A 23356-nucleotide genomic window follows, 5' to 3' on the forward strand; every position below is an offset into this window, starting at 1 on the left:
CGGGCCCCGGCCTCGCCGGCCGTTTGCGATCATCCGCGCCGGGTACGGCAGGGGGATGACGGAGAACGACGACAGGGTGTGGCGGGACGAGCAGAAGACCCCGCTGGAGGCACTGGACCGGGCGATCGCCCGGTCGACCATCGACGGACAGGCCGACGACGTGACCGGCCACGACGCCGGCGAGGAGGCCGCCTTCGGGCACGGCCCCGAGGCGGTCGACCGGGGCGCCGGGCCGGAGGCCGAGCGGCGGGAGATGACCGACTCGGAGCGCGCGTACCGGCCCTCCACCACCGGCCGGACCGGCCCCGACACCCTCTGAGCCGCGCAACGCCCCGGGCGGGTGCGCCCGGGGCGGGCCCGTCCGGCCCCGCCCGCCGAGCGGCGGGGGCGGCTCACCGCGGGCCGGCCACCGGCCCGCGCCTGGCGAGGGCGTACAGGAACAACAGCAGCACCGCCAGGACGGTCAGCGCCGGCCCCAGCAGCGCCACCGAGGTGTGGCCGAACAACACCCCGAGCCCGCCGGGGATCAGCGCCCCGCCGAGCCCGGCGGCGGCGGCGATCTGGACGCCGATCGCGCGGTCCGCGTGCGCCGCGCCGACCCGCTCTGCGGTGGTGAGGGTGAGCAGCGGGAACACCGGCGCGGCGGCGAAGCCCACCAGGAACAGACCGGCCACGGTCACCCAGGCCGGGCCGGGCAGCGCGATGAGCAGGGCGCCGGCGGCCATGCCGAGCAGGCTCCCCCACAGGATCCGGCCGGCGCCCAGCCGCTCGGCGACCACGCCCTGCACCACCCGCCCCACGAAGAGACTCCCCCAGTACCCGGAGACAACCAGGCCCGCGGTGCCCGCCGCCAGCCCACGCCCCTCGGTGAGCAGCAGGAACGCCCAGAGCCCGGCGGTGATCTCGATCGCCACGTAGACCCCGAAGGCGAGCGCGCCCAGCCACACCGCGGGCAGCCGCAGCGTCTCGCGTACCGGCACCGGCCCGGCGGCGACCGCGACGGGCCCGGCGGCGTACGCCGGCCGGTTCCGCCACGCCCGTACGGTCAGCGCGAAGGCGACGGCCAGGGCGACCTGCGCCACGGCGACGAGCCCGTAGCCCCAGCGCCAGCTCAGCCCGGTGCCGAGCACGGCGGTCATGATCAGCGGGCCGATCGCCACGCCGAGGCCGAAGAAGGCGTGCAGCCAGGTCATGTGCCGCGGCCCGAACGCCCCGGCCGCGTACGCGTTCAGCCCGGAGTCGATGGCGCCCGAGCCGACTCCGAGGACCATCGCGCAACCGATCATCAGGGCCAGGTACGGGGTGGCGGCGTACCCGGTGAGCGCCAGGCCGGCCAGCGCGGTGCTGCCGGCCAGCAGCCAGCCGACGCCGAGTCGGGCGAGGGTGAAGCCGGCGAGCAGGCTGGAGGCGAGATAGCCGACGGTGCCCGCGGCGAGCACCAGGCCGACCGCCTCCGTGGGTACGCCGAGGTCCGTCCGGATCGACGGCCAGCCGACCCCGATCAGCCCGTCGGGCAGGCCGAGGCTGACGAAGGCGAGGTAGGCGAGCAGGAGCAGGGCGGCGCGGGGCGGGGTGGCGGACACGGGCGCACATCATGCCGGATCCACCGAGAACACTACGACGCGGCGGTGACTTCCTCCGAACCGGTAAAAAGCAACGCCCGGACGGGCAGAAATGCGGACAGGCCATCCAGAATCGGCCGATCGGGTGACGGCAATCCGGGGGCCTCGCGTCAGACTTTCGGGATGCAACAGGGCTCCGGCTTCCTCACCCCACGTCAGCGGCGTCTCGCCTGGCTCGGCTTCCTGCTCGCCGCGCTCCAGGCCCCGGTCTCGGCCAAGCTGGTCGCCGACGACTCCTGGCTGTTCAGCCTCTGCGTCGCGCTCATGGTGGCCACCGTCATCATCGCCGACGACACGGCCCGTCGCCGTCCGGCCGACGCGCCGACGGCCGACTAGCCGTCGCTGTCCGGGCGCGCCTCGTGCCCGGGGTGGCCCGGGGTGCGGCGCCGCTCCTTCATCTCCGCCTCGTAGAGGTGGCGACGGCCGTCCACCAGCTGATCCCGGGCGGCGCGGTCCAGCTTGCGGAAGATCGCGTAGTAGTTGTCGTCGAAGTCCTCGACGATCTGGAACGTCCAGCGCCCGGCGATCACGTTGCGGCCGAGCAGCTCGGTGCGGACCCGCTCCGCGATGTCGTCGTGGCCGGCCGCCCGGAACTGCGCGACCGCGTCGTCGAGCATCAGGTCGGCGTGGCCGATCAACTGGTGCAGCGAGTAGAGGTGCCCGCGCGCCCGCTCCACCGTCTCCAGCGCCTCGCTGAGCTTGCCCAGCGCGGCCACCGTGTCGTCGGTCACCCCGTCCGGCCGGCGGTGCTGCCGGTCCGGGCCGTCCGCGTGCTGTCCCATCCGTGCCTCCATCGTGCCGGCAGCGCCCGTTCGCGCCCGGTTCTCCTTCTGCCCACGCTCCGCCGGGTCAATCCCCGCGGAGGAGGGCCGCCGACCGGAGGAGGACCCGGAACCGGCCGAGCGGCCGAGGCCGCCGGGGCCGCCGGGTGGCTAACCTCGGTCACCATGCGTGTGCCGTACCCCCAGGTAGCGACCCGGACCGCCGCGAGCGCGGCACGGTCCGCCCTCGCCCTGCTCAGCACCTCGGTCGGCGCCTCCGGCCTGGCCGCGGCCGCCGCCAACCCCGGCCTGCTCGCGGCGGTCGACCAGCACGCGGCGGCGGTCCGGGACAGCCTCGACGGCGACCGGCACCCGCTGACCCCGGCGGCCCTGGTCGGGTACGCCGACGGCCTGCGGGCCGCGGCGCTGGAGCACGGTCTGGTCCCGCCCACCGGCGCGGTCGACTGGAGCGAGCCGGACTGGCTCAGCATCCGCCTGCTGGCGATCTGCGCGCTGGCCCGCACGCTCGACCCGCGGCACCTCGAAGCTGCCTGACCCGCTCCGGACACGACGGAGGGGCGTCCGCGCCACGCACGGACCCCCTCCACCGGTACGCCGCCGACTCAGGTCCCCGGACGACGGAACTGCTGGGTCTCCTCGCCCACGTTGCCGCCCTGCCCCCGGCTCCCGGCCATCGGGTGGACCCCCTCCTGGGGCCGCGGCGCGGCCTGGCCGCCCCGGTCCGCCATCTGCCGGTTCATGTCGCCCCGCCCGGCCGCCTGCGCCTGACGGTGCTCCTGGATGGCCCGCGACTCCTCGGCCGCCCGGTCCAACCAGCGGTCCCAGCGGCTCTGCATCGGCTTCACCAGACCACCGCCGACCCCGACCACGATGATGCCGGCGACGGTGGCGAGCACCGTGATCAGCACCGGCGTGGTCACCGTGGTGGCGATGCCCACCTGGTTCAGCGCGGCGATGACGCCCAGCGCCAGGATGAAGATCGCGGTCAGGTCGCCCAGGATCCTGCCGTACGACAGGCCCCCCAGCGCCCCGGTGACCAGGTCCCGGACCGCGTTGGCGATCGCGGCCGCCACGACCACGATGACGATCGCCACGAACGCGCGCGGCAGCCACGCCACCACGCCCCGGATCAGGTCGCTGATCGCGTTCGGTCCCCATACCCCGAAGGCGAACTGCAGGGTGAACAGCAGGACCGCGTAGTACGCGAGCTTCGCCAGGATGTCACTGGCGTCGTACTTGGTGCGTTCAAGTGCGCGTTTGATGCCGCCCCGTTCGACCGCGCGGTCGAACCCCACCCGTTCCAGTACGGTGTCCACGATTTTGAGTACCGCTCGGGCGATGATCCAGCCCACCACGAGGATCGCGATGAACGCGATCGCCCTCGGGATGAAGAGCAGCACCGACCTCCACATGTCGCCCAGAGCGTCGCCGATGTCGGCCTGCCTGACCGCAAGGGTTTCCGGCATGATGTCCCTCCTGTCGCATGGACTGCGCCGGGCGGATACCCGGTCGCCTCCGCAGCACGCCGCGACACCCGGGATCAATTTCCCGACATGTCCGCCGAAAGGGCTCGCGAGCTGCCCTAACACCACCGGCGACGGACCCTGCGGGGCGGCCGGGGGGCATGATCGGAACTCCGGCGCAACGCTCCGGCTAGGCTGCGTGACATGCCAGGCACGGTCGGGCGAGTCCCCACGCCACCGCCCGCCGCCCCCGGACCGGCCCCGGTCGCGCAGGTGGCGGCGGCCGTGCTCGCCCACCCCTGGGCGAACACCCCGCTCGGGCCGCCCCAGCAGTGGGACCCGGCGGTGCGCGCGCTCGTGGACGTCATCCTCGCCTCGCCGGTGCCGATGGCGCTCTACTACGGCGACGGGTTCGTCCTGCTCTACAACCAGGGCTACGCCGAACTGATTGGCGACCGGCACCCGGCGGCCCTCGGCCGGCCCGCCCCCGAGGTGTTCGCGGACCTGTGGCACCTGCCGGGGGTCGGTGACGTGATCGAGCGGGCGTACCGGCGCGGTGAGTCGTTCCTCCAGCGGGAGTCGGTGCTCCCGGCCGACCAGCACCTGGCGACCACCGGCGACCACGCGGTCTTCACCCGCGGCAACTCGCCCGTGCGCGACAGCACCGGCCGGATCGTCGGCGTGCTCACCGTCGCCGCCCAGACCACGCAGCTCACCCAGCAGTTGCAGAGCCTCAGCGACTTCGCCGCCGCCCTCTCCGGCACGCTCACCCTCGACGACGTGGCCCGGGTGACCCTGCGCTACGCGCTGGGCTCCTTCGACGCCGACCGGGTGACCTTCGCGGTCGACGACGGCCCGGGCTGGCGGATCGTCCGGCGCATCCGCGGCGAACTGCTCGACGAGGCCGACGAGCGGCTGCCCCCGCTGTGGCGACCCGTTCCCGCCGACTCCCCCGATCCCGTCGTGGTGACCGCCCGCAGCGGGGTGCCGTACTTCGTCGGCGACGGCCAACCGCTGCGGGCGAGCGCGGTGGACCGGCACGACCAGAAGATCCGCGCGCTGGCCGCGCTGCCGCTGCGCTCCTCGGTGATCCGGGGCGGGCTCGCGGTCGGCTACCAGCGCCCGCACGGCTGGTCCGCCGCGGAGCGGGCGCTGCTGGCCGCCTCGGCGGAGCTGGTCGGTCAGGCGGCCGAGCGGGCCCGCCGGTTCGAGACCCAGCACGGCACCGCCCAGCTGCTGCAACGCAGCATGCTGCCGGAGCGGCTGCCGGCGCTGCCCCGGCTGCGCATCGCCGCCCGGTACGACCCCGGCGTCGACGGCAACGCCGCCGGCGGCGACTTCTACGACGCCTTCCTGCTGCCCACCGGCGACCTGGGCGTGGTCCTCGGCGACGTCGCCGGCCACGACGTGCAGGCGGCGGCCCGGATGGGGCAGGTACGGGCGGCGCTGCGCGCGCTCGCGCTGTCCGACCCTCGCCCGGACGCCGTCCTGGCCGGGCTGGACCGGCTGGTGGCCAGCCTCGGCACCGAGACCGGCACCCAGGAGCTCTTCGTCACGGTGGTCTTCGGCGTGGTGAACGCCGACCGGGGCGAGATCACGCTGGCCAGCGCCGGGCATCCGCCGCCGCTGGTCCGCCGCTGCCACCCCGACGGCTCGGTGACGACCACCTTCGTCGAGCTGCCGACAGGCGCCCCGCTGGGGCTGGGGTGCCGGCCGCGTACCGCGACCGTGCCGTTCCAGCCCGGGGACACCCTGCTGCTGTACAGCGACGGGGTGGTCGAGCGGCGTCGGCAGAGCCTCACCGCGGGCCTGGACCGGCTGGCCGCGGCGGTGGCCGACGCGGCCAGCGGGGACCCGCGGGCGGTCTGCGCGGTGGCCACCGGCGCGGTGCACGGGGCGACGGAGGACGACGTGGCGGTGCTGGCGGTGGAGCACGCGCTGAAGCCGAGCCGCTCGGCGAGCATGGAGATGCCGGCCGAGCCGACCGCGCCGAGCCGGGTGCGGCACTGGATGACCGCGCAGCTGACCGACTGGCGGGTACCGGAGGCGGTGGTCGGCGCGGCGGTGCTGTGCACCAGCGAGCTGACCACCAACGCGCTGCTGCACGCCGGCACGGCCGCCCGGGTGGAGATCGACCTGAGCCCGGAGCGCCTGCTGGTGTCGGTCGCCGACTCCGGCACCCGGGGCACCGTGACCCGGGCGCAGACCGACACGTTGAGCAGCCGGGGCCGGGGTCTCGGGCTGATCGAGCAGCTCTCCGACGCCTGGGGCACCGATCCCACGGTCCGTGGTTCCACGGTCTGGTTCGAGATCCTCATCCCGTCGGGATGAGCACGGGCGTCAGCGGCGCCCGAGCGGGGTAGGAGGACGCCCATGAGCGCAGAGACTCCCTCCGGCGTCCTCTTCGACGTCGACGGCACCCTGGTCGACACCACCTACCTGCACACGGTGAGCTGGTGGGAGGCGCTGCGGCAGGCCGACCACCGGGTGCCGATGGCGGAGATCCACCGGTCCATCGGGATGGGTTCGGACAAGCTCCTGGACCACCTGCTCGGCCCCGAACGCGACCGGGACGCCGACGGCAAGCTGCGCGACGCCCACGACAGCCTCTTCGCCGAGTACTGGGAGCGGCTCGTCCCGCTGCCCGGCGCGGCGGAGCTGCTGCGCGCCTGCGCCGCCCGGGGCCTGCGGGTGGTGCTCGCCACCTCCGCCGCCGAGCACGAGGTCGCGGCGCTGCGCGCGGCGCTGGACGCCGACGACGTGGTCGACACCGTCACCTCCTCGGCCGACGCGAAACAGAGCAAGCCGGCCCCGGACATCCTGGTCGCCGCCCTGGAGCAGTCCGGCCTGGACGCCCGACGGGTGGTCTTCGTCGGCGACTCGGTCTGGGACGTCGCCGCGGCCGGCAAGCTCGACATCCCCTGCATCGGGCTGACCTGCGGCGGCACCAGCCGGGGCGAGCTGGCCGGGGCGGGCGCGGTCGCCGTGTACGACGACCCGACGGCGCTGCTGGCCGCACTGGCCGACTCCCCCCTCGTCACGCCGAGGCGTACGTCACCGCGGGACAAGGCGGACACCGAGGCTTAACCCCTCGGCCGACGGGGCACAGTCCCCACCTCGCACGTGGGCGCGGGCGAGATGGGAGAGGTGGTGCCGTGGAACCGGTCGATGTCGCGTTCGCGCTGGTGGGCGTGGGCGCCCTGCTGGCCGGGGTCCTGCCCAGGCTGCTGGAGCGCCGCCCGCTGTCCATGCCGATCGCGTTCCTCGGCCTGGGCATGCTGGTCTTCCTGCTGCCCACCGGGCTGCCGTCGCCGGACCCGCTGGCCCACCCCGACCTGACCACCCACCTCACCGAGATCGGGGTGATCGTCGCCCTGATGGGCGCCGGCCTCAAGATCGACCGGCCGTTGAGCTGGCGGCGGTGGTCGTCCACCTGGCGGCTGCTGGCGATCGCGATGCCGGTGTGCATCGCGGCGGTGGCGCTGCTGGGCTGGTGGTGGGCCGGCCTGGTGCCGGCCGCGGCGCTGCTGCTCGGGGCGGCGCTGGCCCCGACCGACCCGGTGCTCGCCGCCGACGTGCAGGTGGGCGAGCCCACCGACGTGGAGGACTCCGAGGACGAGGTCCGCTTCGCCCTCACCTCCGAGGCCGGCCTGAACGACGGGCTGGCCTTCCCCTTCGTGTACGCGGCCATCGCCATCGCCACCACCAGCCTCGCCCCGGCCCAGTGGTTCGGCGAGTGGTTCACCGTCGACGTGCTCTACAAGCTCGCCGTCGGGGTCGGCGGCGGGCTGCTCGTCGGCTGGCTGCTGGGCAAGCTGTTCTTCCGCGCCCCCAGCGAGCTGCGGCTGGCCCGGCACGCCGAGGGCTTCCTCGCCCTGGCCGCCACCTTCCTGGCGTACGGGCTGGTGGAGGTGGTCGGCGGGTACGGCTTCCTGGCCGTCTTCGTCGCCGCGCGGGCGATCCGGGCGGCCGAACGCACCCACGAGTTCCACTCGGTGCTGCACGACTTCGCCGAGCAGATCGAGCGGCTGCTGACGGTCATGCTGCTGCTGCTCTTCGGCGGCGCGGTGATCGGCGGCCTGCTGGGCCCGCTGACCTGGCCGGCGGCGGCGGTCGGGCTGGCCCTGGTCTTCGTGGTCCGGCCGCTGGTCGGCTGGCTGTCGCTGCGGGGCGCGCCGGGGCGCCCGGCCGAGCACTGGGTGATCTCGTTCTTCGGCATCCGCGGTGTCGGCTCGTTCTACTACGTGGCGTACGCCACCACCAAGACCGACTTCCCCCAGGCCGAACTGATCTGGGCGACCGTCGGGTTGGTGGTGGTCGTCTCGGTGGTGGTGCACGGCATCGCCGCCACCCCGGTCATGCAGCTGCTGGACCGGGCGGGCGAGCGCACCGAGCAGCCGTCAGAGCGGAGCGAGCCCGCGCTCGACGGCGTCCGGGGCTGAGCGCGGGGCGGGCAGCACGGCCGGCACCGGCAGGTCCATCTGCACCCGGACGGTGCTGCCCCCGTCCACCACCCGGATGTCGACCAGGTCGCAGAGCTGCTGCACCAGCAGCAGTCCGCGGCCCCGCTCGGCCGATGTCGGGGCCGGGAGCCGGCCGGCGAGCGGGTCGGCGATCACCCCGTCGCCGCTGACCTCGCAGACCAGCTCGTCCGGCGCCGCCACCCACCAGCGCACCGTCGCGGGCCCACCGGCATGGGTGATCACGTTGGCGGCCAGCTCGGTGACCGCGATCCGGAGGTCGTCGACGCGGTCGGAGGGCAGTCCGGCGGCCACGGCGGTGGCGGCCACGGCGGCCCGCAGCGCGGCCAGGTCGGCGGCCTCCACCCGGCGCGTCGCCGCGTCGGCCGGGGGCGGGGGCAGCGCCTGGGCGCAGCCGGCCAGCACCTTGTCCGGGTGCTGGTAGCCGGCGCTGGGCCGGGTCACCGCCCCGAGCCGCACGACGGGATGGGTCCGGCCCACGTCGGCGAGGGCGTCGGCGGGCAGCCGGGACCGGTCGAAGAGGCAGAGCGCGCTCAGCGGGTACGCCCCGAGCGCCAGGTTGATCATCGCCTCGTGCTCGACGCAGTGCCGGTACGCCGCCGGCCGCCGGCCCGGCCAGAGCGACTCCCCCACGATCCGCAGCCGACGGCCGGGGAACCGGTGCACGAACTCGCGCAGGGCGGTGGGGATGATCGCCGCCGGGTTGCGCCCGATCGCGCTCATGTCGGCGAGGGTCACCCCGGCGGGCGCGCCGAGGACGGCCCCGACCTGGGTGAGGCGGTGGGCGGGCACGGCGACCAGGACCGGCTCGTCGGCGGCCCGGCCGGCGGCAACGAAGGCGCGGATCGCGTCGAGGTAGTCGTGGTCGTCGGCGTAGAGCAGCGCGTCATGGCGCAGGCCGTGGCCGGTCACGCCGCCCCCCGCCGTCCGGAATCCCCGTCCACGTCGCGCACACCTCCCCGCACGGACGATACGCCCACCGCCGGGAGCCGGTGCGCGCACCGGTACCGGTCAACCACGAACGGCGAGCACCCGCTCGGCCAGGGCGCGCCCCAGGTCCCGCCCGGAGCGCCAGGCGCTCTGCACCCGGGGCCGGCCGAACGCGTCCCCGGCCAGCCCGACGCCGTCGTCGTCGAGGTGGTACGTCCCGTCCCCGGCGGAGGTCGGACGGGCGTACGTCCAGCGGTGCACGTGCACCAGCTCGGCCGGCTCGGGCAGCCCGAGCAGGTCCCGGACCGCCTCCTCGACGGCCGGCCCGGCGGCGTTCGGCTGCGCCAGGTGACCGGCGGCGAACTCCGGCGTGGTGTGCGCGACGAGGACCGGGGCGGCGTCGCCGCGCCGGTCGCCGTCGTCGCAGACCAACGCGAGCAGCGGGTGGTCGTTGACGAAGGCGCCGCGGAAGTCCGGCCAGCGGCGGCTCGGAAAGCGCAGCACCGCGCTCAGCGTCGGCGCCCAGCGCTGGTCCAGTGCGGCGCGGCCGGCGTGGGCCAGCGCCGGGTCGAGCAGCAGCGCCGCCTGGGGGCCGGGCATGCACAGCGCCACCGCGGCGCACCCGGCTCCGTCCACCGTCGGGCCCGGCTGCACCGTCATGACCGGCCGGTCCACGGTCACCGGCAGGTCCCGGGCCAGCTCCTCGACCAGCGAGCGCAGGCCGCGCGGGGCGGACCAGCGCATCGGGCCGGTCACCTCGCGCCGGCCGTCCGGGCCGTACGCCACGAAGGTGTCGGTCCACTCCCGGGCCAGCCCGGCGGCCCGCCACCGGTGCACCACCTCGGTGAAGTCGGGGTCGTCGACGGTGAAGTACGCGGCGCCGGTGTCGGCGGGGCGGCCGTCGAAGCGCCGGCTGGCCATCCGCCCGCCCGCCACCCGGCCGCGTTCCCGGATCTGCACGGCGACGCCCGCCCGGACCAGCTCCCCCGCGCACGCCACGCCGGCGATGCCGGCTCCCACCACGATCACGCCCGAGTCCACCGGATGATCGTATGTGCCGTGGCGGGGGGCGGCATGAAGGACCGGGAGCCTGGGTAGGGGTACACCTGTTCGAAGAAAGGGGACATCATGGCCGACCGCAACAGGCAGCAGCCCGACCCACGGGGCGCGATCAAGGACCCGGAGGACTGGGTGACCGGCGAGGAGCCGCCGACCGCCGCCCAGGAGTCGTACCTGCACACGCTGGCCCGGGAGGCCGGCGAGGAGGTGCCGGACGACCTGACCAAGGCCGAGGCGTCGCGGCGGATCGACGAGTTGCAGGAGGAGACCGGCCGGGGCCGGTGACCCTCAGCGCGGGGGCAGGCGGTGCAGCTCGACCTCGTCGAGCCGCCCCGCCGCCACCCGGGCGGTCAGGTAGGTGGCGTACGGCTGGGACCGCCGGTCGGTGGGTGAGCCGGGGTTGAGCAGCCGCAGCCCGCCCGGGGCGACGCTGTCCCACGGGATGTGCGAGTGGCCGAAGATCAGCAGGTCGCGGTCGGGGAATCGGGCCGCGCAGCGCTCCTCCCGCCGGGTCTTCGGGCCGGTCTCGTGCACCACCGCCACCCGCAGGCCGTCGAGCTCGACCCGGGCCACCTCGGGCAGCCGGGCCCGCAGCTCCGGGCCGTCGTTGTTGCCGTACACACCGACCAGCCGGCGGGCCCGGGCGGTGAGCGCGTCCAGCAGCGCCACGTCGACCCAGTCTCCGGCGTGCACCACCATGTCGGCGGCCTCGACCGCCGCCCAGACGGGCGCGGGCAGGTCGCGCGCCCGCTTCGGTACGTGGGTGTCGGCGAGGATGACCAGGCGCATCCGGCCATTGTCCGCCCGCCGTCGGCTCCGCACCACGCGTCCGGCCGGTCCACGCCGAGCCGGGATGTCCACCTTCGGCACCCCGCTGGACACCGACCGTCGAGGAGCCTCGGTCGACCCGGCGGGCGACGCCACCGCCGCGCGGCTGCGTCGCGCCGCCGGCTGACCGGCGCGGGGCGCGATCAGGCGCCCTGGCCCTGGTTCTGCATGAGCCCGCCGTCCATGAAGTAGGTCGAGCCGGTGACGTAGTCGGCGTCGTCGCTGGCCAGGAAGACCGCCAGCTTCGCGATCTCCTCGGGCTGCGCGGCCCGCTTCCACGGAATCGACTGCACCTGTTCCTCCAGGTACTGCGGGTCGTCGATGGCCCGCTGGTTGAACGGGGTCAGCACCATCCCGGGCCCGATGTTGTTGACGTTCATGTGCATCGGGGCGACCTCCAGGGCGAGGCTCTTGGCGAACTCCAGCATCGCGCCCTTGCTGGTGTCGTAGTCCGCCCCGCCGGCCCGGGCCACCTCCTGGTGGATCGAGGTGATGTTGATGATCCGCCCGCGCCCGCCCTCGTCACGACGGTGCTGCACGAACCGCCGGGAGCAGAAGAACGTCCCGTAGACGTTCGTCCGGATCGCCCGGTCCCACGTCTCGGTGTCCAGATCCGCGACCGGGATGCCCGAGGCGTCCACCCCGGCGTTGTTCATCAGGATGTCCAACCTGCCGAACGCCGTCAGCGCCTCGTCGAACATCGCCTCCACCTGGTGCTCCACGCTGATGTCGCCCTGCACCACCACCGCCCGCCGGCCCGCCTTCTCCACCTGCGCCCTGGTGTGGTCGGCCCCGGCGTGGTCGTGCAGGTAGTGCACCACCACGTCGGCGCCCTCCCGGCCGAACTCGATCGCGGTGGCCTGCCCGATCCCCGAGTCCGAACCCGTGATCAGCGCCGTCATCCCCTCGAGACGTCCCGCCATCAGCCTGCTCCCTCCGTGGTCCCGCACCGGCCGGCACGGGCTGTCGGTCACCTTGCGTGGCCCCGTCGGGCCGCTCGTCTGCGGCGGTGTCACGGTCGTCGAGCAGCCGCCCGCGCACCGACGGCCCGTGGAACCGGGCGGGGCACCACCGGCCGGCCGAGCCGGCCCGGTCCACCGGTGCGGCGGTGCGGCCGTCGGCCGGCACACCGTGGTCACCGCGTCGTCCGCGCTGCACGCCGGTGCCTACCCGGGGCCGGGAAGCAGCATTCCTCGACGCGGGCGGCGGTTGGGCGTTACCGGTGGGGACCCTCGGGAAGACGGGTGGCCGACGAAGGAGGCAGCGATGACCAGACCCTCGAACCCGAGCGCGGCCTGGCGTCCCGGGACGGCGGGCGGCGAGAACCTCCCGTCCGGCCCGGCCGGCCGCCCGACGGCGCCGAGCGGCGACGGGCACGGCCCGCAGACCGGGCCGCCCACCGTGACGATCGGGTCGTACCCGGACTACCCGTCGGCGCAGCGGGTGGTGGACTATCTGGCCGACAACCGGTTCCCGGTGGAGCGCACCGCGATCGTGGGGACGAACCTGACGCTGGTGGAGACGGTGCTGGGCCGGCTGACGACCGGACGGGCGGCGTTGCTCGGCGCGGGCACGGGAGCCTGGTTCGGGCTCTTCATCGGCCTGCTGTTCGGCATCTTCACGGTCGGCAACTGGCTGGCGGTGATCCTGGTCGGGCTGGTGATCGGCGCGATCTGGGGTGCCGTGTTCGGCGCGGTCGCGCACGCCATGTCCGGCGGCCAGCGCGACTTCACCTCGGCCAGTTCGCTGCGCGCCGGCCAGTACGCGGTGACCGTGGAGGCGGACGTCGCCGAACAGGCGCGCCAGCTGCTGGGCCGGATGCACCTCACCCCGACCGGCGCGACCGCCCGCTGAACCGGTCTCCCCGACGCCCCGGCGCACCGCGCGCCGGGGCCGTCGCGGTGCCGGGTCAGGGTCGCCGGTACGCCAGCTCGCCCGCCCGGATCGGCACGTCGACCCGGTTCTCCGGCGGGGCGAGCGGGCAGGCCCACCGGTCGTCGTAGGCGCAGCTGGGGTTGTAGAGGTAGTTGGCGTCCAGGCGGACCCGCCCGCCGGGGAGCACGGTGAGTCCCCGGCCGTACGTGCCCTTGACGGTGTCGGTCAGGTACCGCCCGCCGCCGTAGCTCTCCCGGCCGCTGGTGCCGTCGCGCAGCGGCACGAAGAGCCCGCCCCCGTACGCCTCGATCCACCAGAGGGTCAGCTCGCCCCAGGGCGTCTGCGCCACGGCCACCCGCCGGTACGCCACCACGCCGTCCGGGCCGCCGGTGTCGATGCGCTCGGTGCCGGAGGCGGGGCGCAGCGGCGCCTCGATCACGGCGTCCGGATTCGGCGGGAACCAGCCCAGCCCGGTGAAGGCGGCCCGGTCGGCGTCGGGCACCGGACTGGCCGGATGCCCGGCGAACAGTTCGTCCCGGGCCGCCCGGAATCCGGTCAGGTCGAGGTCGGAGAGGTAGAGGCGAGCCACCCGCTCCCGCCAGTCGAGCAGTTCCAGGTCGTCCACCCGCCGAGCCTAGCCGGGCCAAGGGTTCGGCGTCGGTGGCCGGCCGGTCCTCGACGTGGCGGCCGGCGGTCGCCGTACCGGTCCGTGAGGGATGCCCTCGACGCGCACTGTTTCAAATCGGCACGAGCGCTGGGTGCCCGCGTAGTTCCGGGCTGACGGCCCGATCTCGGGGCAGTTTGTTGAAATTTTAAATAGTGCTACTCTCTTGGCGTGACCGAGAGCCTGGACCGTGAGCGGATGGCCGGCTGGCGCGCGTACATCGAGGCCAGCCAGCGGCTGTTCACCCAGTTGGAGGAGGAGCTGCGCGCCGACCACGGCCTGAGCTTCGCCGACTACCACGTGCTGGTCCTGCTCGCCGAGGTGCCGGGGCAGCGGCTGCGGATGGGCGAGCTGGCCAACCGCCTGGTCTTCTCCCCCAGCCGGCTGACCTACCAGATCACCTCCATGCAGCGGCGCGGCCTGGTCGCCCGGCAGTCCTGCCCGCAGGACGGCCGGGGCAGCGAGGCGGTGCTGACCGCCGCCGGGCTGCTCGCCCTGCGCGAGGCCGCGCCGGGGCACCTGGCCTCGGTCCGCCGGCACCTGATGGACGACCTCGACGACGTCGAGGTGGCCACCCTGACCCGGGTCTTCGAACGACTCGGCCGGCGCCTGCGCGCCGACCGCGACGCGTCGTCCACCCTGAGCGACTAAGGAGTTCGCGATGCCCGCCATCACCGTCGACGACGTCCTCGTCCTGCCCCGCCTGCCCCGTCTCGACGAGAGCACCAGCTACCGTCCGGTGCGCCGCCTGATCACCGCGCCGCGCGGCTACGAGGGTGAGGGCTTCCCGGTGCGCCGGGCCTTCGCCGGGGTGCCGATGACCGAGCTGGACCCCTTCATCCACCTGGACCAGATGGGTGAGGTGGACTACGCCCCGGGCGAGCCGAAGGGCACCTCGTGGCATCCGCACCGCGGCTTCGAGACCGTGACCTACATGATCGACGGGATCATGGACCACCAGGACTCGCAGGGTGGTGGCGGCACCATCACCAACGGCGACACCCAGTGGATGACCGCCGGCCGAGGCCTGCTGCACATCGAGGCCCCGCCGGAGCACCTGGTGATGAGCGGTGGCCTGTTCCACGGCCTCCAGCTCTGGGTCAACCTGCCCAAGGTGGCCAAGATGAAGCCGCCGCGCTACCAGGACATCCGGGGTCGGGAGGCCGCGCTGCTCACCACGCCGGACGGCGGGGCGCTGATCCGCGTGATCGCCGGCGAGGTGGCCGGACACCAGGGGCCGGGCTCGACCCACACCCCGATCACCATCGCGCACGTCACGCTCCAGCCCGGCGCCGAGCTGAGCCTGCCCTGGCAGCCGGAGTTCAACGCGCTGGTCTACGTCCTGGGCGGCCGGGGCACGGTCGGCACCGACCGGCGGCCGGTGCACACCGGCCAGCTGGCCGTGCACGGGCCGGGCGACGCGCTGCGGGTCACCGCCGACGCCCGGCAGGACGCCAACACCCCGGCGCTGGACCTCTACATCATGGGTGGCCGGCCGATCCGGGAGCCGGTGGCGCACTACGGGCCGTTCGTGATGAACACCCGCGCGGAGCTGATCCAGGCCTTCGAGGACTTCCAGGCCGGCCGGCTCGGCGTCGTGCCCGCCGAGCGGCTGCCGCACACCGGCGGTCAGGGCGAGCGTCCCTGACGACGAGGGCGCCCCGGTTCGCCGGGGCGCCCCACGCCAAACCTCAGGAGACGGCGAAGATCCCGGCGACTCCGAGAATCACCATGAGCAACACCGCCAACAGCGCACCCCGTTCGCTCTCGACCGCCTGGGGGCGGTACTCGGTCACGGGGTTCGTCGTCTCGGCGGGCATGCGGTGGCCTCCTCGGTGTTCGGGTCTCGGTGTGACAGGGCCCCCACCAGGGCACCCGGATGCAGACCCGGCGTGCGGACCGGTGGCACGGCACCTACCGTGAGGACGTTGTCGACGACCTCGGGGGGCTGGAACGTGGCGACCCAGGATTGGTTCCTGACCGCTGACGAACGCGCCAACCCGGTCTCGGAGTTACCCGTCTGGACGACCGGAAACCTCGCCGAGCCGTTGATTCACGGTGCGGCGTACTTCGACCGGCTGGTAACCGAGGTGGAGGCGCTGCGCGCCGGCGACCACCTCTTCTTCACCGACTGGCGCGGCGATCCGGACCAGCGGATGCGCCCGGACGGACCGACCGTGGCCCAGCTCTTCGCGCAGGCCGCCCAGCGCGGCGTCCTGGTCAAGGGCCTGATCTGGCGCTCCCACCTCGACGCCCTCTCCTACAGCGAGACGGAGAACCGCAGCCTCAGCGAGGCGGTCTGCGCCGCCGGCGGCGAGGTGCTACTCGACCAGCGGGTCCGGCGGGGCGGCTCGCACCACCAGAAGCTGGTCGTACTGCGGCACCCCGGCGCGCCGGAGCGGGACATCGCCTTCGCCGGCGGCATCGACCTGTGCCACAGCCGGCGCGACGACGCGGCGCACCGGGGCGACCCGCAGGCGGTGCAGATGTCTCCGAAGTACGGCCCGCATCCGCCCTGGCACGACGTGCAGCTCGCCGTCCGCGGCCCGGTGGTCGGCGCGCTGGACACCACGTTCCGGGAGCGCTGGACCGACCCGATGCCGCTGGACTCGGAGAACCCGCTGGCCTACCTGCGCGACCGGCTGCGCGGCGCCGACCTCAGCCCCGACGCGCTGCCGGAGCAACCGGCCGACCCGCCGCCCTGCGGCCCGCACCGGATCCAGGTGCTGCGCACCTACCCGGCGGTCCGGCCCCGCTACTCCTTCGCCCCGGACGGCGAGCGCACGGTGGCCCGCGGCTACACCAAGGCGGTACGGCGGGCCCGCCGGCTGATCTACCTGGAGGACCAGTACCTGTGGTCCGCCGAGGTGGCCGAGCTGTTCGCCGACGCGCTGGGGAACAATCCCGACCTGCACCTGGTGGCGGTGGTCCCCCGCCACCCGGACGTGGACGGCCGGCTGGCCCTGCCGCCGAACATGGTCGGCCGCGAGCAGGCGCTCTCCCTCTGCGAGAAGGCCGCCCCGGACCGGGTGCACGTGTTCGACCTGGAGAACCACGAAGGCGAGCCGGTCTACGTGCACGCGAAGGTGTGCGTGGTCGACGACGTCTGGGCCAGCGTCGGCAGCGACAACTTCAACCGCCGCTCCTGGACGCACGACAGCGAGCTCTCCTGCGCGGTGCTCGACGACACCCGCGACGAGCGGGCGCCCGTCGATCCGGCCGGCGCGGGCGACGGGGCCCGGGTCTTCGCCCGGGAGCTGCGCCTGCGGCTGTGGCGCGAGCACCTCGACCGCGACCCGGACGGCGGCGAGGACGACGACCTGCTCGACCCGGCGGCGGCGATCAAGGCGATCACCTCGGCGGCCGACGCGCTCCAGCGGTGGTACGACGCCGGTCGCCGGGGCCCTCGGCCGCCCGGCCGGCTACGCCCGCACCGGCCGGAGCGGCTGCCCTGGCTGACCCGGCTCTGGGCGCTGCCGGCGTACCGGCTGGTCTACGACCCGGACGGCAGGCCGCTGCGGGACCGGCGCGCCGGCACCTGGTGAGGCGTCGCCACGTGCTCCGCCCGGGCCGGCTGCCCGGCGTACGGGGTGAGCCCACCCGGGTACGCGAACGAGGTGCGCGGGGCGTAGAAGCCCCAGGTGATCAGTAGCGGGTTCTCCGGGCGCAGCGCGTAGACCGGGTGCCCCGGCTCCAGGAACTCCACCGACTCGATCTCGAACGGGTCGACCGTCTCGGCGATGAACGGGTAGACGGCGCTGAGCAGCTGCCCGTTGCAGCGGGTGAAGTAGCGGTGGTGCCCGGACCGGACCAGGTGCCCGGTCTCGCCGACCCGCGCGCGGGCCCGGATCAGCGGCGCCCCGTCGGCCACGGTCTCGGCCACCAGCGCCTCGCCCCGCACGTCGATGGTGGTCCGGCCGAGCACGGCGGGGGCGCCGCGGGCGGCCGCGTACTCCCGCACCAGTGGGCTGGAGGTGACGTAGTGGGTCCACCAGCCGCCCGCCGTCACCCCGTCGGGGGCGTTCACCCCGTCCAGCGCCACCCCGAGGTACGTCAGAGAGTAGGCGCCGAAGCCGGAGGTCTGGGCGTCGTCGTCCACCACGTACTGGTTCATGAAGACCTGCCGGTCCGGTCGCGGCCGCAGTCCGCGCGGCACGAGCGCGGCGACGGCGTCCGGATCCGCCGGCAGCCAGCTGAAGTGCAGCGTGCGACTGTCGACGACGAGTTGCGGATCCGCGGGGTCCAGCACGACGCCTCCGTACCGATGGGTGTAGAGCGACGCTACGTGCGGTCCCGTCAATGGGACAACGACGGAAAGCCGACACTCCTCCACCGTGTCGGGTCGGCGCTTGACCGGTCGGCCCGGGCGGGACGACCGACCGGACGGGGACGCTACGGGTGTGCGTCGGACGCCCCATCGGACGAGCGACCCGGTAACGGTGATCACAAACCGACGGGATTATGTCCGTCATGAGAACTTGATGACGCAAAATTACTTAAGGACATCGTCCTTTCGGCTAGATTTCGTCAAGCCGATCAGGCTAAGGTGAGTCCCGAACGGACCATCTGAAGCTAAACCACAGCGTCACGTCTTTTTACCCGCGGACGAGGTGCAGGGAGGACCACCCATGACCGCGCCAGCGACCACTGAGCAGCCGGCCACCACCGCGACGACCACCGAGAAGCTGGACCCGCGCGCGCTCACCGACAGCGCCGCCGACCTGCTCAACGCGATGGCCGCGCTGCCCGCCAACCACCCGTCCCGGGCCGCGATGCGCGATCGGGCGATCGAGGCGTGGCTGCCGCTCGCCAACCACCTGGCCCACCGCTACAGCGGCCGTGGCGAGCCCACCGACGACCTGGCGCAGACCGCCGCCGTCGGCCTCATCAAGGCGATCGACAAGTTCGACCCCTCCCGCGGCGTCGACTTCGCCGGCTACGCGATCCCGACCATCATCGGCGAGCTCAAGCGGCACTTCCGCGACCGCACCTGGGACATCCGGGTGCCCCGCCGCCTGCAGGAGCTGCGGCTGGCCATCTCCGACGCCAACAGCTCCCTGCTGCAGACCCTCGGCCGCTCGCCGACGGTCGCCGACATCGCCGCCCACCTCAAGCTCACCGAGGAAGAGGTCCTGGAGGGCCTGGAGGGCGCCCGCGCGTACAACGCGGTCTCGCTGTCCACCCCGACCGGCGACGGTGACCGGGCGACCGAGCTGGGCGACATGCTCGGCGGCGAGGACGGCGAGTTCGAGCTGGCCGAGCTGCGGGTCGCCCTCGGCCCGGCGCTCGCCACGCTGGACGAGCGCGAGCAGAAGATCCTGACCCTGCGCTTCTACGGCAACCTGACCCAGTCGCAGATCGCCGAGCAGATCGGCGTCTCGCAGATGCACGTCTCGCGGCTGCTGGCCCGGGCGCTGACCAAGCTGCGGGGTCAGCTCGACGGAACGTACTAGGGGACACGGACGGCGGCCGGGTCGGCGGAACCGGCCACCGTCGCGTCCTTCTGGCCCGGTCGGCGGTTCGCCGGCCGGGCCGTTTCGTGCCCGCACCCGATGAGCCGCCTCGCGGTGTGCGGCGTGTCGGCGTGTCCGAGACGTGGACACCCCCACCCGCCGCACACCGCGAGGCGTCGGCCTCAGCGGCCGGCCGGTTCCCGCCACATCGGGAAGAACGGGGTGCCGTCGGGCAGCCGGAACGGCTCGGACCCCCGGTAGCCGTGCCGGGCGTACAGGTCACGGCTGCGCTCGCTGCTCGCCTCCAGGTACGCCGGCACGCAGGCGGCGTCCAGCGTCGCGAGGTGGTGCCGCAGCAGGGCGGTGCCGACGCCCTGCCCCTGCCGCTGCGGCGCCACCGCCAGGAACGCCAGGTGGTGGTGGTCGTCGTGCGGGTGGTGCGCCTCGAAGAGCGTGTCCAGGTGCTGGAAGCGCTCGGTCCACTCGCCGCAGGCGGCGGCCAACCGCTCGTCGTAGTCCGCCGGTGGCGGCACCGGGTCGCCGGACTGCGGGAACCAGACCGCCACGCCCGACCGGTCGGCGGTGGCATGGACCAGGCCGTGCCGCATGGCGTGCTCGACCAGGATCTCGAAGTTGTCCGCCAGCACCGCCTCCCGCTTGGCCGCGTCCGGCACCAGCCACCGGGTCGCCGGCAACGCCGCGAACGCGCCGGCGATCCGCTCGGCGACCGCCCGGGTCTCCGCCGGCCCGAGCCGCTCGACGGTCAGCCCGCTCACCGCCGCGCCCCCGCCTCGACCGGTGCCGGCTGGCCCGGCTCCGGCAGCACGGCCGCGGCGGCGCTCTCCGCGCCCAGGCCGATCCGCGCGTACACGTCGGGGCGGCTGCGCCGCAGCACCAGGCCCCAGAGCAGGCCGAGCAGCGCGGCGACCGGGTAGACCGCGGGGATCGCCCAGCGCAGCGGGGAGTCCGGTGCGACGCCGAGCAGGTTGGCGAAGTTGTCCAGCGCCACCACGATGATCACGGCCAGCGCGACCGCCGCCAGGCCCGGGGCGATCGCCCGCCGCCAGAGGGTCTCCGGTACGCGCTGCCGGGCGAAGAACGAGATCACCGCCACCGAGGTCGCCGCGATCAGCAGCAGCACGCCGAAGCCGCCGCCGGTGCCGGCCCAGTAGAAGAGCTGCAGCACCGGGTCCCAGCCGTTGACCGCGTACAGCACGATCACCACCAGACCGAGGACGGTCTGCGCGAGCGACGCCACCCGGGGCGACCCGGTGCGCGGCGAGGTCTGCCCGAACGCGGCGGGCAGCACCCGCTCCCGGCCGAGTGCGAAGGCGTACCGGGCGGTGGTGTTGTGGAACGAGATCATCGCGGCCAGCACCGAGGTCACGAAGAGCGCCTGGCCGATCAGCACCGCGGTGTCGCCGAGGTGCTCGCCGGCCAGGTTGAAGATCAGCAGGACGCTGTCCTCGCCGGCCCGCTCGGCGATCCGGTCCGGCCCGGTGGCCACGGTCATCGTCCAGGACGACAGCGCGTAGAGCGCCGCGATGATCGCGATCGAGAGGTAGGTGGCCATCGGCACCGTACGACGCGGGTCCTTGCTCTCCTCGCTGAACACCACCGAGGACTCGAAGCCGACGAAGCCGGTGATGGCCAGCACCAGCACCGCCCCGGCGCCGGGGACGACGAGGTTCTCCGGCGACAGCGCGGCGACGCTGACCGCACCGCCCGCCGGGTGGGTGAGCTGGGCGAGGTCGTAGACGACGATCACCGCGATCTCGGTGATCAGCAGCACGGCCAGCACCAGGCCGTTGATGTCGACCCGGAGCAGGCCCAGCACGCCGACCAGGGCCCAGGCGACCAGGGCCACCACCCACCAGTGCGGGTGACCGCCGAAGAGCCGGTCGAGCACCGGCTCCGCGGCGATGCCGATGGTGCCGTAGAGCCCGACCTGGAGGGCGTTGTACGCGATCAGCGCGACCCAGGCCGCGCCGACGCCGGCCGGCCGGCCCAGCCCGCGCGAGATGTAGGCGTAGAAGGCGCCGGCGTTGGCCACCCGGCGGGCCATCGCCACGTAGCCGACGGAGAAGAGCACGAGCACCGCGGCGACCGCCAGGAAGGCCAGCGGGATGCCGGTCACGCCGGTGACCGCGTACCCGGTGGTGACCACCCCGGCGATCACCGTGAACGGCGCGGCGGCGGAGAGGACGAAGAAGATGACCGAGGGGACGCCCAACCGGCCACGGGCCAGGGCGTCGGAGACGTTGCTGGGGCGTTCCAGCGTCGTGGGAGGCATGGGGGCTGCTCCGGTTCGAGGGGGGATGAGGGGGTGGCGGTGGCGCAGATCAGGGGCCGCCGCGCAGCACGGCCGCGCCGACGGCGGCCTCGGTGTGCGCGACGAGTTCCCGCAGCGGGGCGGGCAGGGCGGGAATGAGCACGGCGAGCCGGTGGTGGGCCCGGGGGCCGGCGCTCCAGAGCACCTCCCGGGTCAGCCCGGCCGCGCTGACCAGGCCGAGCAGGGCGGCGTCCGGCACTCCAGGGGGATCCGGCCGGTCGAGCAGAGCGCGCAGCCGGGTGGCCGGCCAGGCCACCACGTTGAGGTCGATCGGGACGTAGCTGACGCTGGTGCGCAGCAACCGGCGGCTCTCCTGCCGGCGCAGCACCCCCGCGCGGGCCAGCCGCTCCCCCACCGACGTCGTCGCCGACTGGGCCAGGAAGCTCAGCCAGGTACGCACCGACTGGTGCTGCGACTCCCCGATCAACTGGTCCAGCACGGTGTGCGCGAGGGCGTCCGCCGGTGGACGCCGGTCCACCACCGTGACCAGCCCGCCGGAGACGGTGATCTGTCCGAACAGGACCAGCTCGCCGAGGAGGGCGCCGGCGAGCCCCAGCCCGGTCGCGGACGGGTGCAGCCTCGCCTTGCCCCGGCTGTCGTTGTGGGCGATGAGGAAGAACTCGTCAGCGATGAGCAACGAGCCTCCAACGCGGGTTGTCCACAAGTGATCGACGCCGGGTGACAGGATGCCCGCACCCTGCGATCAATGCAACTCCCAGATTCGATAGTTGCACTCCGTGCTGATGCGACCTGCGGATCTTGCCGTGCCAGACTCAGAGGGTGACCGCCAGCCCCACCGTCCGCCGCCGCCGCATCGCCCGCGAGCTTCGCCAGCTGCGGGAGCGTGCCGGCATGACGCTCGACGTCGCCGCCCGCCAGCTCGACATGTCCAAGAGCAACCTGTCCCGGATCGAGAACGCCCAGATCGGCATCAAGCCGCGCGACGTACGGGCCGCCCTGGCCCTGTACGCGGTCACCGGCGCCGACGCGGAGGCGCTGATCGAGATCGCCCGTGGGGCGCAGCAGCGCGGCTGGTGGCAGAACTACAGCGACGTCCTGCCGGAGTGGTTCGAGTTCTACGTCGGACTGGAGGCCGAGGCGGCGACGCTGCGCACGTACGAGGCGGAGTCGGTGCCCGGCCTGCTGCAGACCGAGGCGTACGCCCGGGAGATCTACCGGCGTACCGCGGGCGAGGACGGGCTGGAGCGCAAGGTCGCCGCCCGGCTGCGCCGGCAGGAGGTGCTGCACCGGGAGTCCCCGGTGCAGCTCTCGGTGGTGCTCAACGAGGCGGTGCTGCGGCGCCCGGTCGGCGGTCCGGCCGTGATGGCCGAGCAGCTGACCCACATGGCCACCGTCGCACAATCACCCAACGTGACTATTTACGTACTTCCATTCGATGCCGGCGGGCATCCGGCGATGAGCACGCCGTACGTCATCCTGAACTTCGCCGACGCCGCCGACGCCTCCGTGGTCTACCTGGACAATCTCACGATGGGGCTGGCTCTGGAGGAAGCCGGTCACGTGCGCGGGTATAGCCTGGTGCACGAGGAGCTGTGCCGGATGGCACTGGATCCGGCGGACTCCGTGGCCCGCCTGGAGGAGGCTTCTCGTTACTTTGCGTGACCGATTCGGGGCACGCCAGCAGAAGACGAGAGGTACGGGGATGACCGCGCTCGACCTGATCCGGGCGGACTGGCGCACCAGCACGCGCAGCAGCGGCAACGGCAACTGCGTGGAGGTCGCCCCGGTCGACGGTCGGGTCGCCGTCCGCGACAGCAAGGACCGCAGCGGGCCGGTGCTGGTCTTCTCCCCCGCCACCTGGACCGCCTTCGTCACCGGCGTCGACGCGGTGCGCCCCGGCTGACCG

General features: G+C 74.0%; 27 protein-coding genes. 14 read left to right on the forward strand and 13 right to left on the reverse strand.

Annotated elements, in window-relative coordinates:
- Positions 1-55 precede the first annotated feature (55 nt).
- On the forward strand, positions 56-319 hold the full coding sequence (locus tag V6U88_RS14300) for a hypothetical protein (protein ID WP_334453195.1): 264 nt from the start codon (positions 56-58) through the stop codon (positions 317-319).
- Positions 320-392: 73 nt separating this feature from the next.
- On the opposite strand, the gene V6U88_RS14305 is transcribed toward V6U88_RS14300, so the two are convergent.
- A complete protein-coding gene (locus V6U88_RS14305) occupies positions 393-1583 on the reverse strand; it encodes an MFS transporter (protein WP_334453197.1) in 1191 nt (396 codons plus the stop codon).
- 162 nt (positions 1584-1745) lie between these two features.
- Here V6U88_RS14305 and V6U88_RS14310 point away from each other — a divergent pair, with 162 nt between their 5' ends.
- Positions 1746-1958, forward strand: a complete 213-nt coding sequence (locus V6U88_RS14310; RefSeq protein WP_334453199.1) for a hypothetical protein — start codon at positions 1746-1748, stop codon at positions 1956-1958.
- Here V6U88_RS14310 and V6U88_RS14315 read toward each other — a convergent pair.
- Positions 1955-2404 (reverse strand): hypothetical protein, encoded by a 450-nt coding sequence (locus tag V6U88_RS14315; RefSeq protein ID WP_334453202.1) that lies wholly within the window; start codon positions 2402-2404, stop codon positions 1955-1957. The genes V6U88_RS14310 and V6U88_RS14315 overlap by 4 nt on opposite strands.
- 165 nt (positions 2405-2569) lie before the next feature.
- Here V6U88_RS14315 and V6U88_RS14320 point away from each other — a divergent pair, with 165 nt between their 5' ends.
- Positions 2570-2938, forward strand: coding sequence for a DUF6401 family natural product biosynthesis protein (locus tag V6U88_RS14320; RefSeq protein WP_334453203.1), 369 nt, complete (start codon positions 2570-2572; stop codon positions 2936-2938).
- A gap of 68 nt (positions 2939-3006) precedes the next feature.
- Here the strand turns inward: V6U88_RS14320 and V6U88_RS14325 are convergent, their stop codons facing one another.
- Complete coding sequence (locus tag V6U88_RS14325; RefSeq protein WP_334453204.1) at positions 3007-3870, reverse strand: mechanosensitive ion channel family protein; 864 nt, start codon at positions 3868-3870, stop codon at positions 3007-3009.
- Between the two features lie 201 nt (positions 3871-4071).
- Here V6U88_RS14325 and V6U88_RS14330 point away from each other — a divergent pair, with 201 nt between their 5' ends.
- From V6U88_RS14330 to V6U88_RS14340, 3 genes are all read left to right on the forward strand, one after another.
- Positions 4072-6198, forward strand: coding sequence for a SpoIIE family protein phosphatase (locus V6U88_RS14330; protein ID WP_334453205.1), 2127 nt, complete (start codon positions 4072-4074; stop codon positions 6196-6198).
- A 42-nt stretch (positions 6199-6240) separates the two neighbouring features.
- Entirely contained in the window at positions 6241-6954 is a 714-nt protein-coding gene (locus tag V6U88_RS14335; RefSeq protein ID WP_334453206.1) for an HAD family hydrolase, read from the forward strand.
- Positions 6955-7022: 68 nt separating this feature from the next.
- On the forward strand, positions 7023-8309 hold the full coding sequence (locus tag V6U88_RS14340) for a cation:proton antiporter (RefSeq protein WP_334453209.1): 1287 nt from the start codon (positions 7023-7025) through the stop codon (positions 8307-8309).
- Here the strand turns inward: V6U88_RS14340 and V6U88_RS14345 are convergent.
- Both V6U88_RS14345 and V6U88_RS14350 read right to left on the reverse strand, forming a co-directional pair.
- Complete coding sequence (locus tag V6U88_RS14345) at positions 8268-9260, reverse strand: anti-sigma factor RsbA family regulatory protein (RefSeq protein WP_334453211.1); 993 nt, start codon at positions 9258-9260, stop codon at positions 8268-8270. The genes V6U88_RS14340 and V6U88_RS14345 overlap by 42 nt on opposite strands.
- 99 nt (positions 9261-9359) lie before the next feature.
- Positions 9360-10307: an NAD(P)/FAD-dependent oxidoreductase gene (locus V6U88_RS14350; RefSeq protein WP_334453498.1), complete on the reverse strand. Its 948-nt coding sequence runs from the start codon at positions 10305-10307 to the stop codon at positions 9360-9362.
- A 99-nt stretch (positions 10308-10406) separates the two neighbouring features.
- Here V6U88_RS14350 and V6U88_RS14355 point away from each other — a divergent pair, with 99 nt between their 5' ends.
- A complete protein-coding gene (locus V6U88_RS14355; protein ID WP_334453212.1) occupies positions 10407-10622 on the forward strand; it encodes a DUF3072 domain-containing protein in 216 nt (71 codons plus the stop codon).
- A 3-nt stretch (positions 10623-10625) separates the two neighbouring features.
- On the opposite strand, the gene V6U88_RS14360 is transcribed toward V6U88_RS14355, so the two are convergent.
- Positions 10626-11126 carry a metallophosphoesterase family protein gene (locus V6U88_RS14360; RefSeq protein ID WP_334453213.1) on the reverse strand — a complete coding sequence of 167 codons (501 nt, stop codon included), beginning with the start codon at positions 11124-11126 and terminating at the stop codon, positions 10626-10628.
- A 182-nt stretch (positions 11127-11308) separates the two neighbouring features.
- Complete coding sequence (locus V6U88_RS14365; protein WP_334453214.1) at positions 11309-12088, reverse strand: glucose 1-dehydrogenase; 780 nt, start codon at positions 12086-12088, stop codon at positions 11309-11311.
- Positions 12089-12431: 343 nt separating this feature from the next.
- Here V6U88_RS14365 and V6U88_RS14370 point away from each other — a divergent pair, with 343 nt between their 5' ends.
- Positions 12432-13019 (forward strand): general stress protein, encoded by a 588-nt coding sequence (locus V6U88_RS14370; RefSeq protein ID WP_334453216.1) that lies wholly within the window; start codon positions 12432-12434, stop codon positions 13017-13019.
- 55 nt (positions 13020-13074) lie between these two features.
- On the opposite strand, the gene V6U88_RS14375 is transcribed toward V6U88_RS14370, so the two are convergent.
- A complete protein-coding gene (locus V6U88_RS14375) occupies positions 13075-13665 on the reverse strand; it encodes a DUF1684 domain-containing protein (protein WP_334453218.1) in 591 nt (196 codons plus the stop codon).
- 210 nt (positions 13666-13875) lie between these two features.
- Here V6U88_RS14375 and V6U88_RS14380 point away from each other — a divergent pair, with 210 nt between their 5' ends.
- A complete protein-coding gene (locus tag V6U88_RS14380; RefSeq protein ID WP_334453220.1) occupies positions 13876-14355 on the forward strand; it encodes a MarR family winged helix-turn-helix transcriptional regulator in 480 nt (159 codons plus the stop codon).
- Between the two features lie 10 nt (positions 14356-14365).
- Entirely contained in the window at positions 14366-15352 is a 987-nt protein-coding gene (locus V6U88_RS14385) for a pirin family protein (RefSeq protein WP_334453221.1), read from the forward strand.
- 43 nt (positions 15353-15395) lie between these two features.
- Here the strand turns inward: V6U88_RS14385 and V6U88_RS14390 are convergent, their stop codons facing one another.
- Entirely contained in the window at positions 15396-15524 is a 129-nt protein-coding gene (locus tag V6U88_RS14390; protein WP_257028442.1) for a hypothetical protein, read from the reverse strand.
- A gap of 135 nt (positions 15525-15659) precedes the next feature.
- Here V6U88_RS14390 and V6U88_RS14395 point away from each other — a divergent pair, with 135 nt between their 5' ends.
- Positions 15660-17249, forward strand: coding sequence for a phospholipase D family protein (locus tag V6U88_RS14395; protein ID WP_334453500.1), 1590 nt, complete (start codon positions 15660-15662; stop codon positions 17247-17249).
- Here the strand turns inward: V6U88_RS14395 and V6U88_RS14400 are convergent.
- The gene (locus V6U88_RS14400) at positions 17198-17953 is read right to left on the reverse strand and encodes a hypothetical protein (RefSeq protein WP_334453223.1); all 756 of its coding nucleotides are present in this window, start codon (positions 17951-17953) and stop codon (positions 17198-17200) included. The genes V6U88_RS14395 and V6U88_RS14400 overlap by 52 nt on opposite strands.
- A 379-nt stretch (positions 17954-18332) precedes the next feature.
- Here V6U88_RS14400 and V6U88_RS14405 point away from each other — a divergent pair, with 379 nt between their 5' ends.
- Positions 18333-19157 carry a SigB/SigF/SigG family RNA polymerase sigma factor gene (locus V6U88_RS14405; RefSeq protein WP_334453225.1) on the forward strand — a complete coding sequence of 275 codons (825 nt, stop codon included), beginning with the start codon at positions 18333-18335 and terminating at the stop codon, positions 19155-19157.
- A gap of 182 nt (positions 19158-19339) precedes the next feature.
- On the opposite strand, the gene V6U88_RS14410 is transcribed toward V6U88_RS14405, so the two are convergent.
- The 3 genes from V6U88_RS14410 to V6U88_RS14420 are packed head-to-tail and all read right to left on the reverse strand — an operon-like array spanning position 19340 to position 22126.
- Positions 19340-19933 (reverse strand): GNAT family N-acetyltransferase, encoded by a 594-nt coding sequence (locus tag V6U88_RS14410; RefSeq protein ID WP_334453227.1) that lies wholly within the window; start codon positions 19931-19933, stop codon positions 19340-19342.
- Entirely contained in the window at positions 19930-21450 is a 1521-nt protein-coding gene (locus tag V6U88_RS14415) for an APC family permease (RefSeq protein WP_334453229.1), read from the reverse strand. Before V6U88_RS14415 ends, V6U88_RS14410 begins: the two co-directional genes overlap by 4 nt.
- 49 nt (positions 21451-21499) lie before the next feature.
- Complete coding sequence (locus V6U88_RS14420) at positions 21500-22126, reverse strand: GOLPH3/VPS74 family protein (protein ID WP_334453231.1); 627 nt, start codon at positions 22124-22126, stop codon at positions 21500-21502.
- Between the two features lie 143 nt (positions 22127-22269).
- On the opposite strand from V6U88_RS14420, the gene V6U88_RS14425 reads away from it, so the two are divergent.
- A complete protein-coding gene (locus V6U88_RS14425) occupies positions 22270-23112 on the forward strand; it encodes a helix-turn-helix domain-containing protein (protein ID WP_334453233.1) in 843 nt (280 codons plus the stop codon).
- Between the two features lie 40 nt (positions 23113-23152).
- A complete protein-coding gene (locus V6U88_RS14430) occupies positions 23153-23353 on the forward strand; it encodes a DUF397 domain-containing protein (protein ID WP_334453235.1) in 201 nt (66 codons plus the stop codon).
- Positions 23354-23356 lie beyond the last annotated feature (3 nt).

The organism is Micromonospora sp. CPCC 205739 (genome assembly GCF_036906795.1).
GTDB lineage: Bacteria > Actinomycetota > Actinomycetes > Mycobacteriales > Micromonosporaceae > Micromonospora.

Excerpts from the sequence above, each read along its gene's own strand:
- V6U88_RS14370 (WP_334453216.1), top strand. The coding sequence starts at position 12,432 with ATGACCAGACCCTCGAACCCGAGCGCGGCCTGGCGTCCCGGGACGGCG.
- V6U88_RS14315 (WP_334453202.1), bottom strand. The coding sequence starts at position 2,404 with ATGGGACAGCACGCGGACGGCCCGGACCGGCAGCACCGCCGGCCGGAC.
- V6U88_RS14360 (WP_334453213.1), bottom strand. The coding sequence starts at position 11,126 with ATGCGCCTGGTCATCCTCGCCGACACCCACGTACCGAAGCGGGCGCGC.
- V6U88_RS14300 (WP_334453195.1), top strand. The coding sequence starts at position 56 with ATGACGGAGAACGACGACAGGGTGTGGCGGGACGAGCAGAAGACCCCG.
- V6U88_RS14430 (WP_334453235.1), top strand. The coding sequence starts at position 23,153 with ATGACCGCGCTCGACCTGATCCGGGCGGACTGGCGCACCAGCACGCGC.
- V6U88_RS14320 (WP_334453203.1), top strand. The coding sequence starts at position 2,570 with ATGCGTGTGCCGTACCCCCAGGTAGCGACCCGGACCGCCGCGAGCGCG.
- V6U88_RS14405 (WP_334453225.1), top strand. The coding sequence starts at position 18,333 with ATGACCGCGCCAGCGACCACTGAGCAGCCGGCCACCACCGCGACGACC.
- V6U88_RS14365 (WP_334453214.1), bottom strand. The coding sequence starts at position 12,088 with ATGGCGGGACGTCTCGAGGGGATGACGGCGCTGATCACGGGTTCGGAC.
- V6U88_RS14330 (WP_334453205.1), top strand. The coding sequence starts at position 4,072 with ATGCCAGGCACGGTCGGGCGAGTCCCCACGCCACCGCCCGCCGCCCCC.
- V6U88_RS14310 (WP_334453199.1), top strand. The coding sequence starts at position 1,746 with ATGCAACAGGGCTCCGGCTTCCTCACCCCACGTCAGCGGCGTCTCGCC.
- V6U88_RS14325 (WP_334453204.1), bottom strand. The coding sequence starts at position 3,870 with ATGCCGGAAACCCTTGCGGTCAGGCAGGCCGACATCGGCGACGCTCTG.
- V6U88_RS14355 (WP_334453212.1), top strand. The coding sequence starts at position 10,407 with ATGGCCGACCGCAACAGGCAGCAGCCCGACCCACGGGGCGCGATCAAG.
- V6U88_RS14385 (WP_334453221.1), top strand. The coding sequence starts at position 14,366 with ATGCCCGCCATCACCGTCGACGACGTCCTCGTCCTGCCCCGCCTGCCC.
- V6U88_RS14390 (WP_257028442.1), bottom strand. The coding sequence starts at position 15,524 with ATGCCCGCCGAGACGACGAACCCCGTGACCGAGTACCGCCCCCAGGCG.
- V6U88_RS14415 (WP_334453229.1), bottom strand. The coding sequence starts at position 21,450 with ATGCCTCCCACGACGCTGGAACGCCCCAGCAACGTCTCCGACGCCCTG.
- V6U88_RS14335 (WP_334453206.1), top strand. The coding sequence starts at position 6,241 with ATGAGCGCAGAGACTCCCTCCGGCGTCCTCTTCGACGTCGACGGCACC.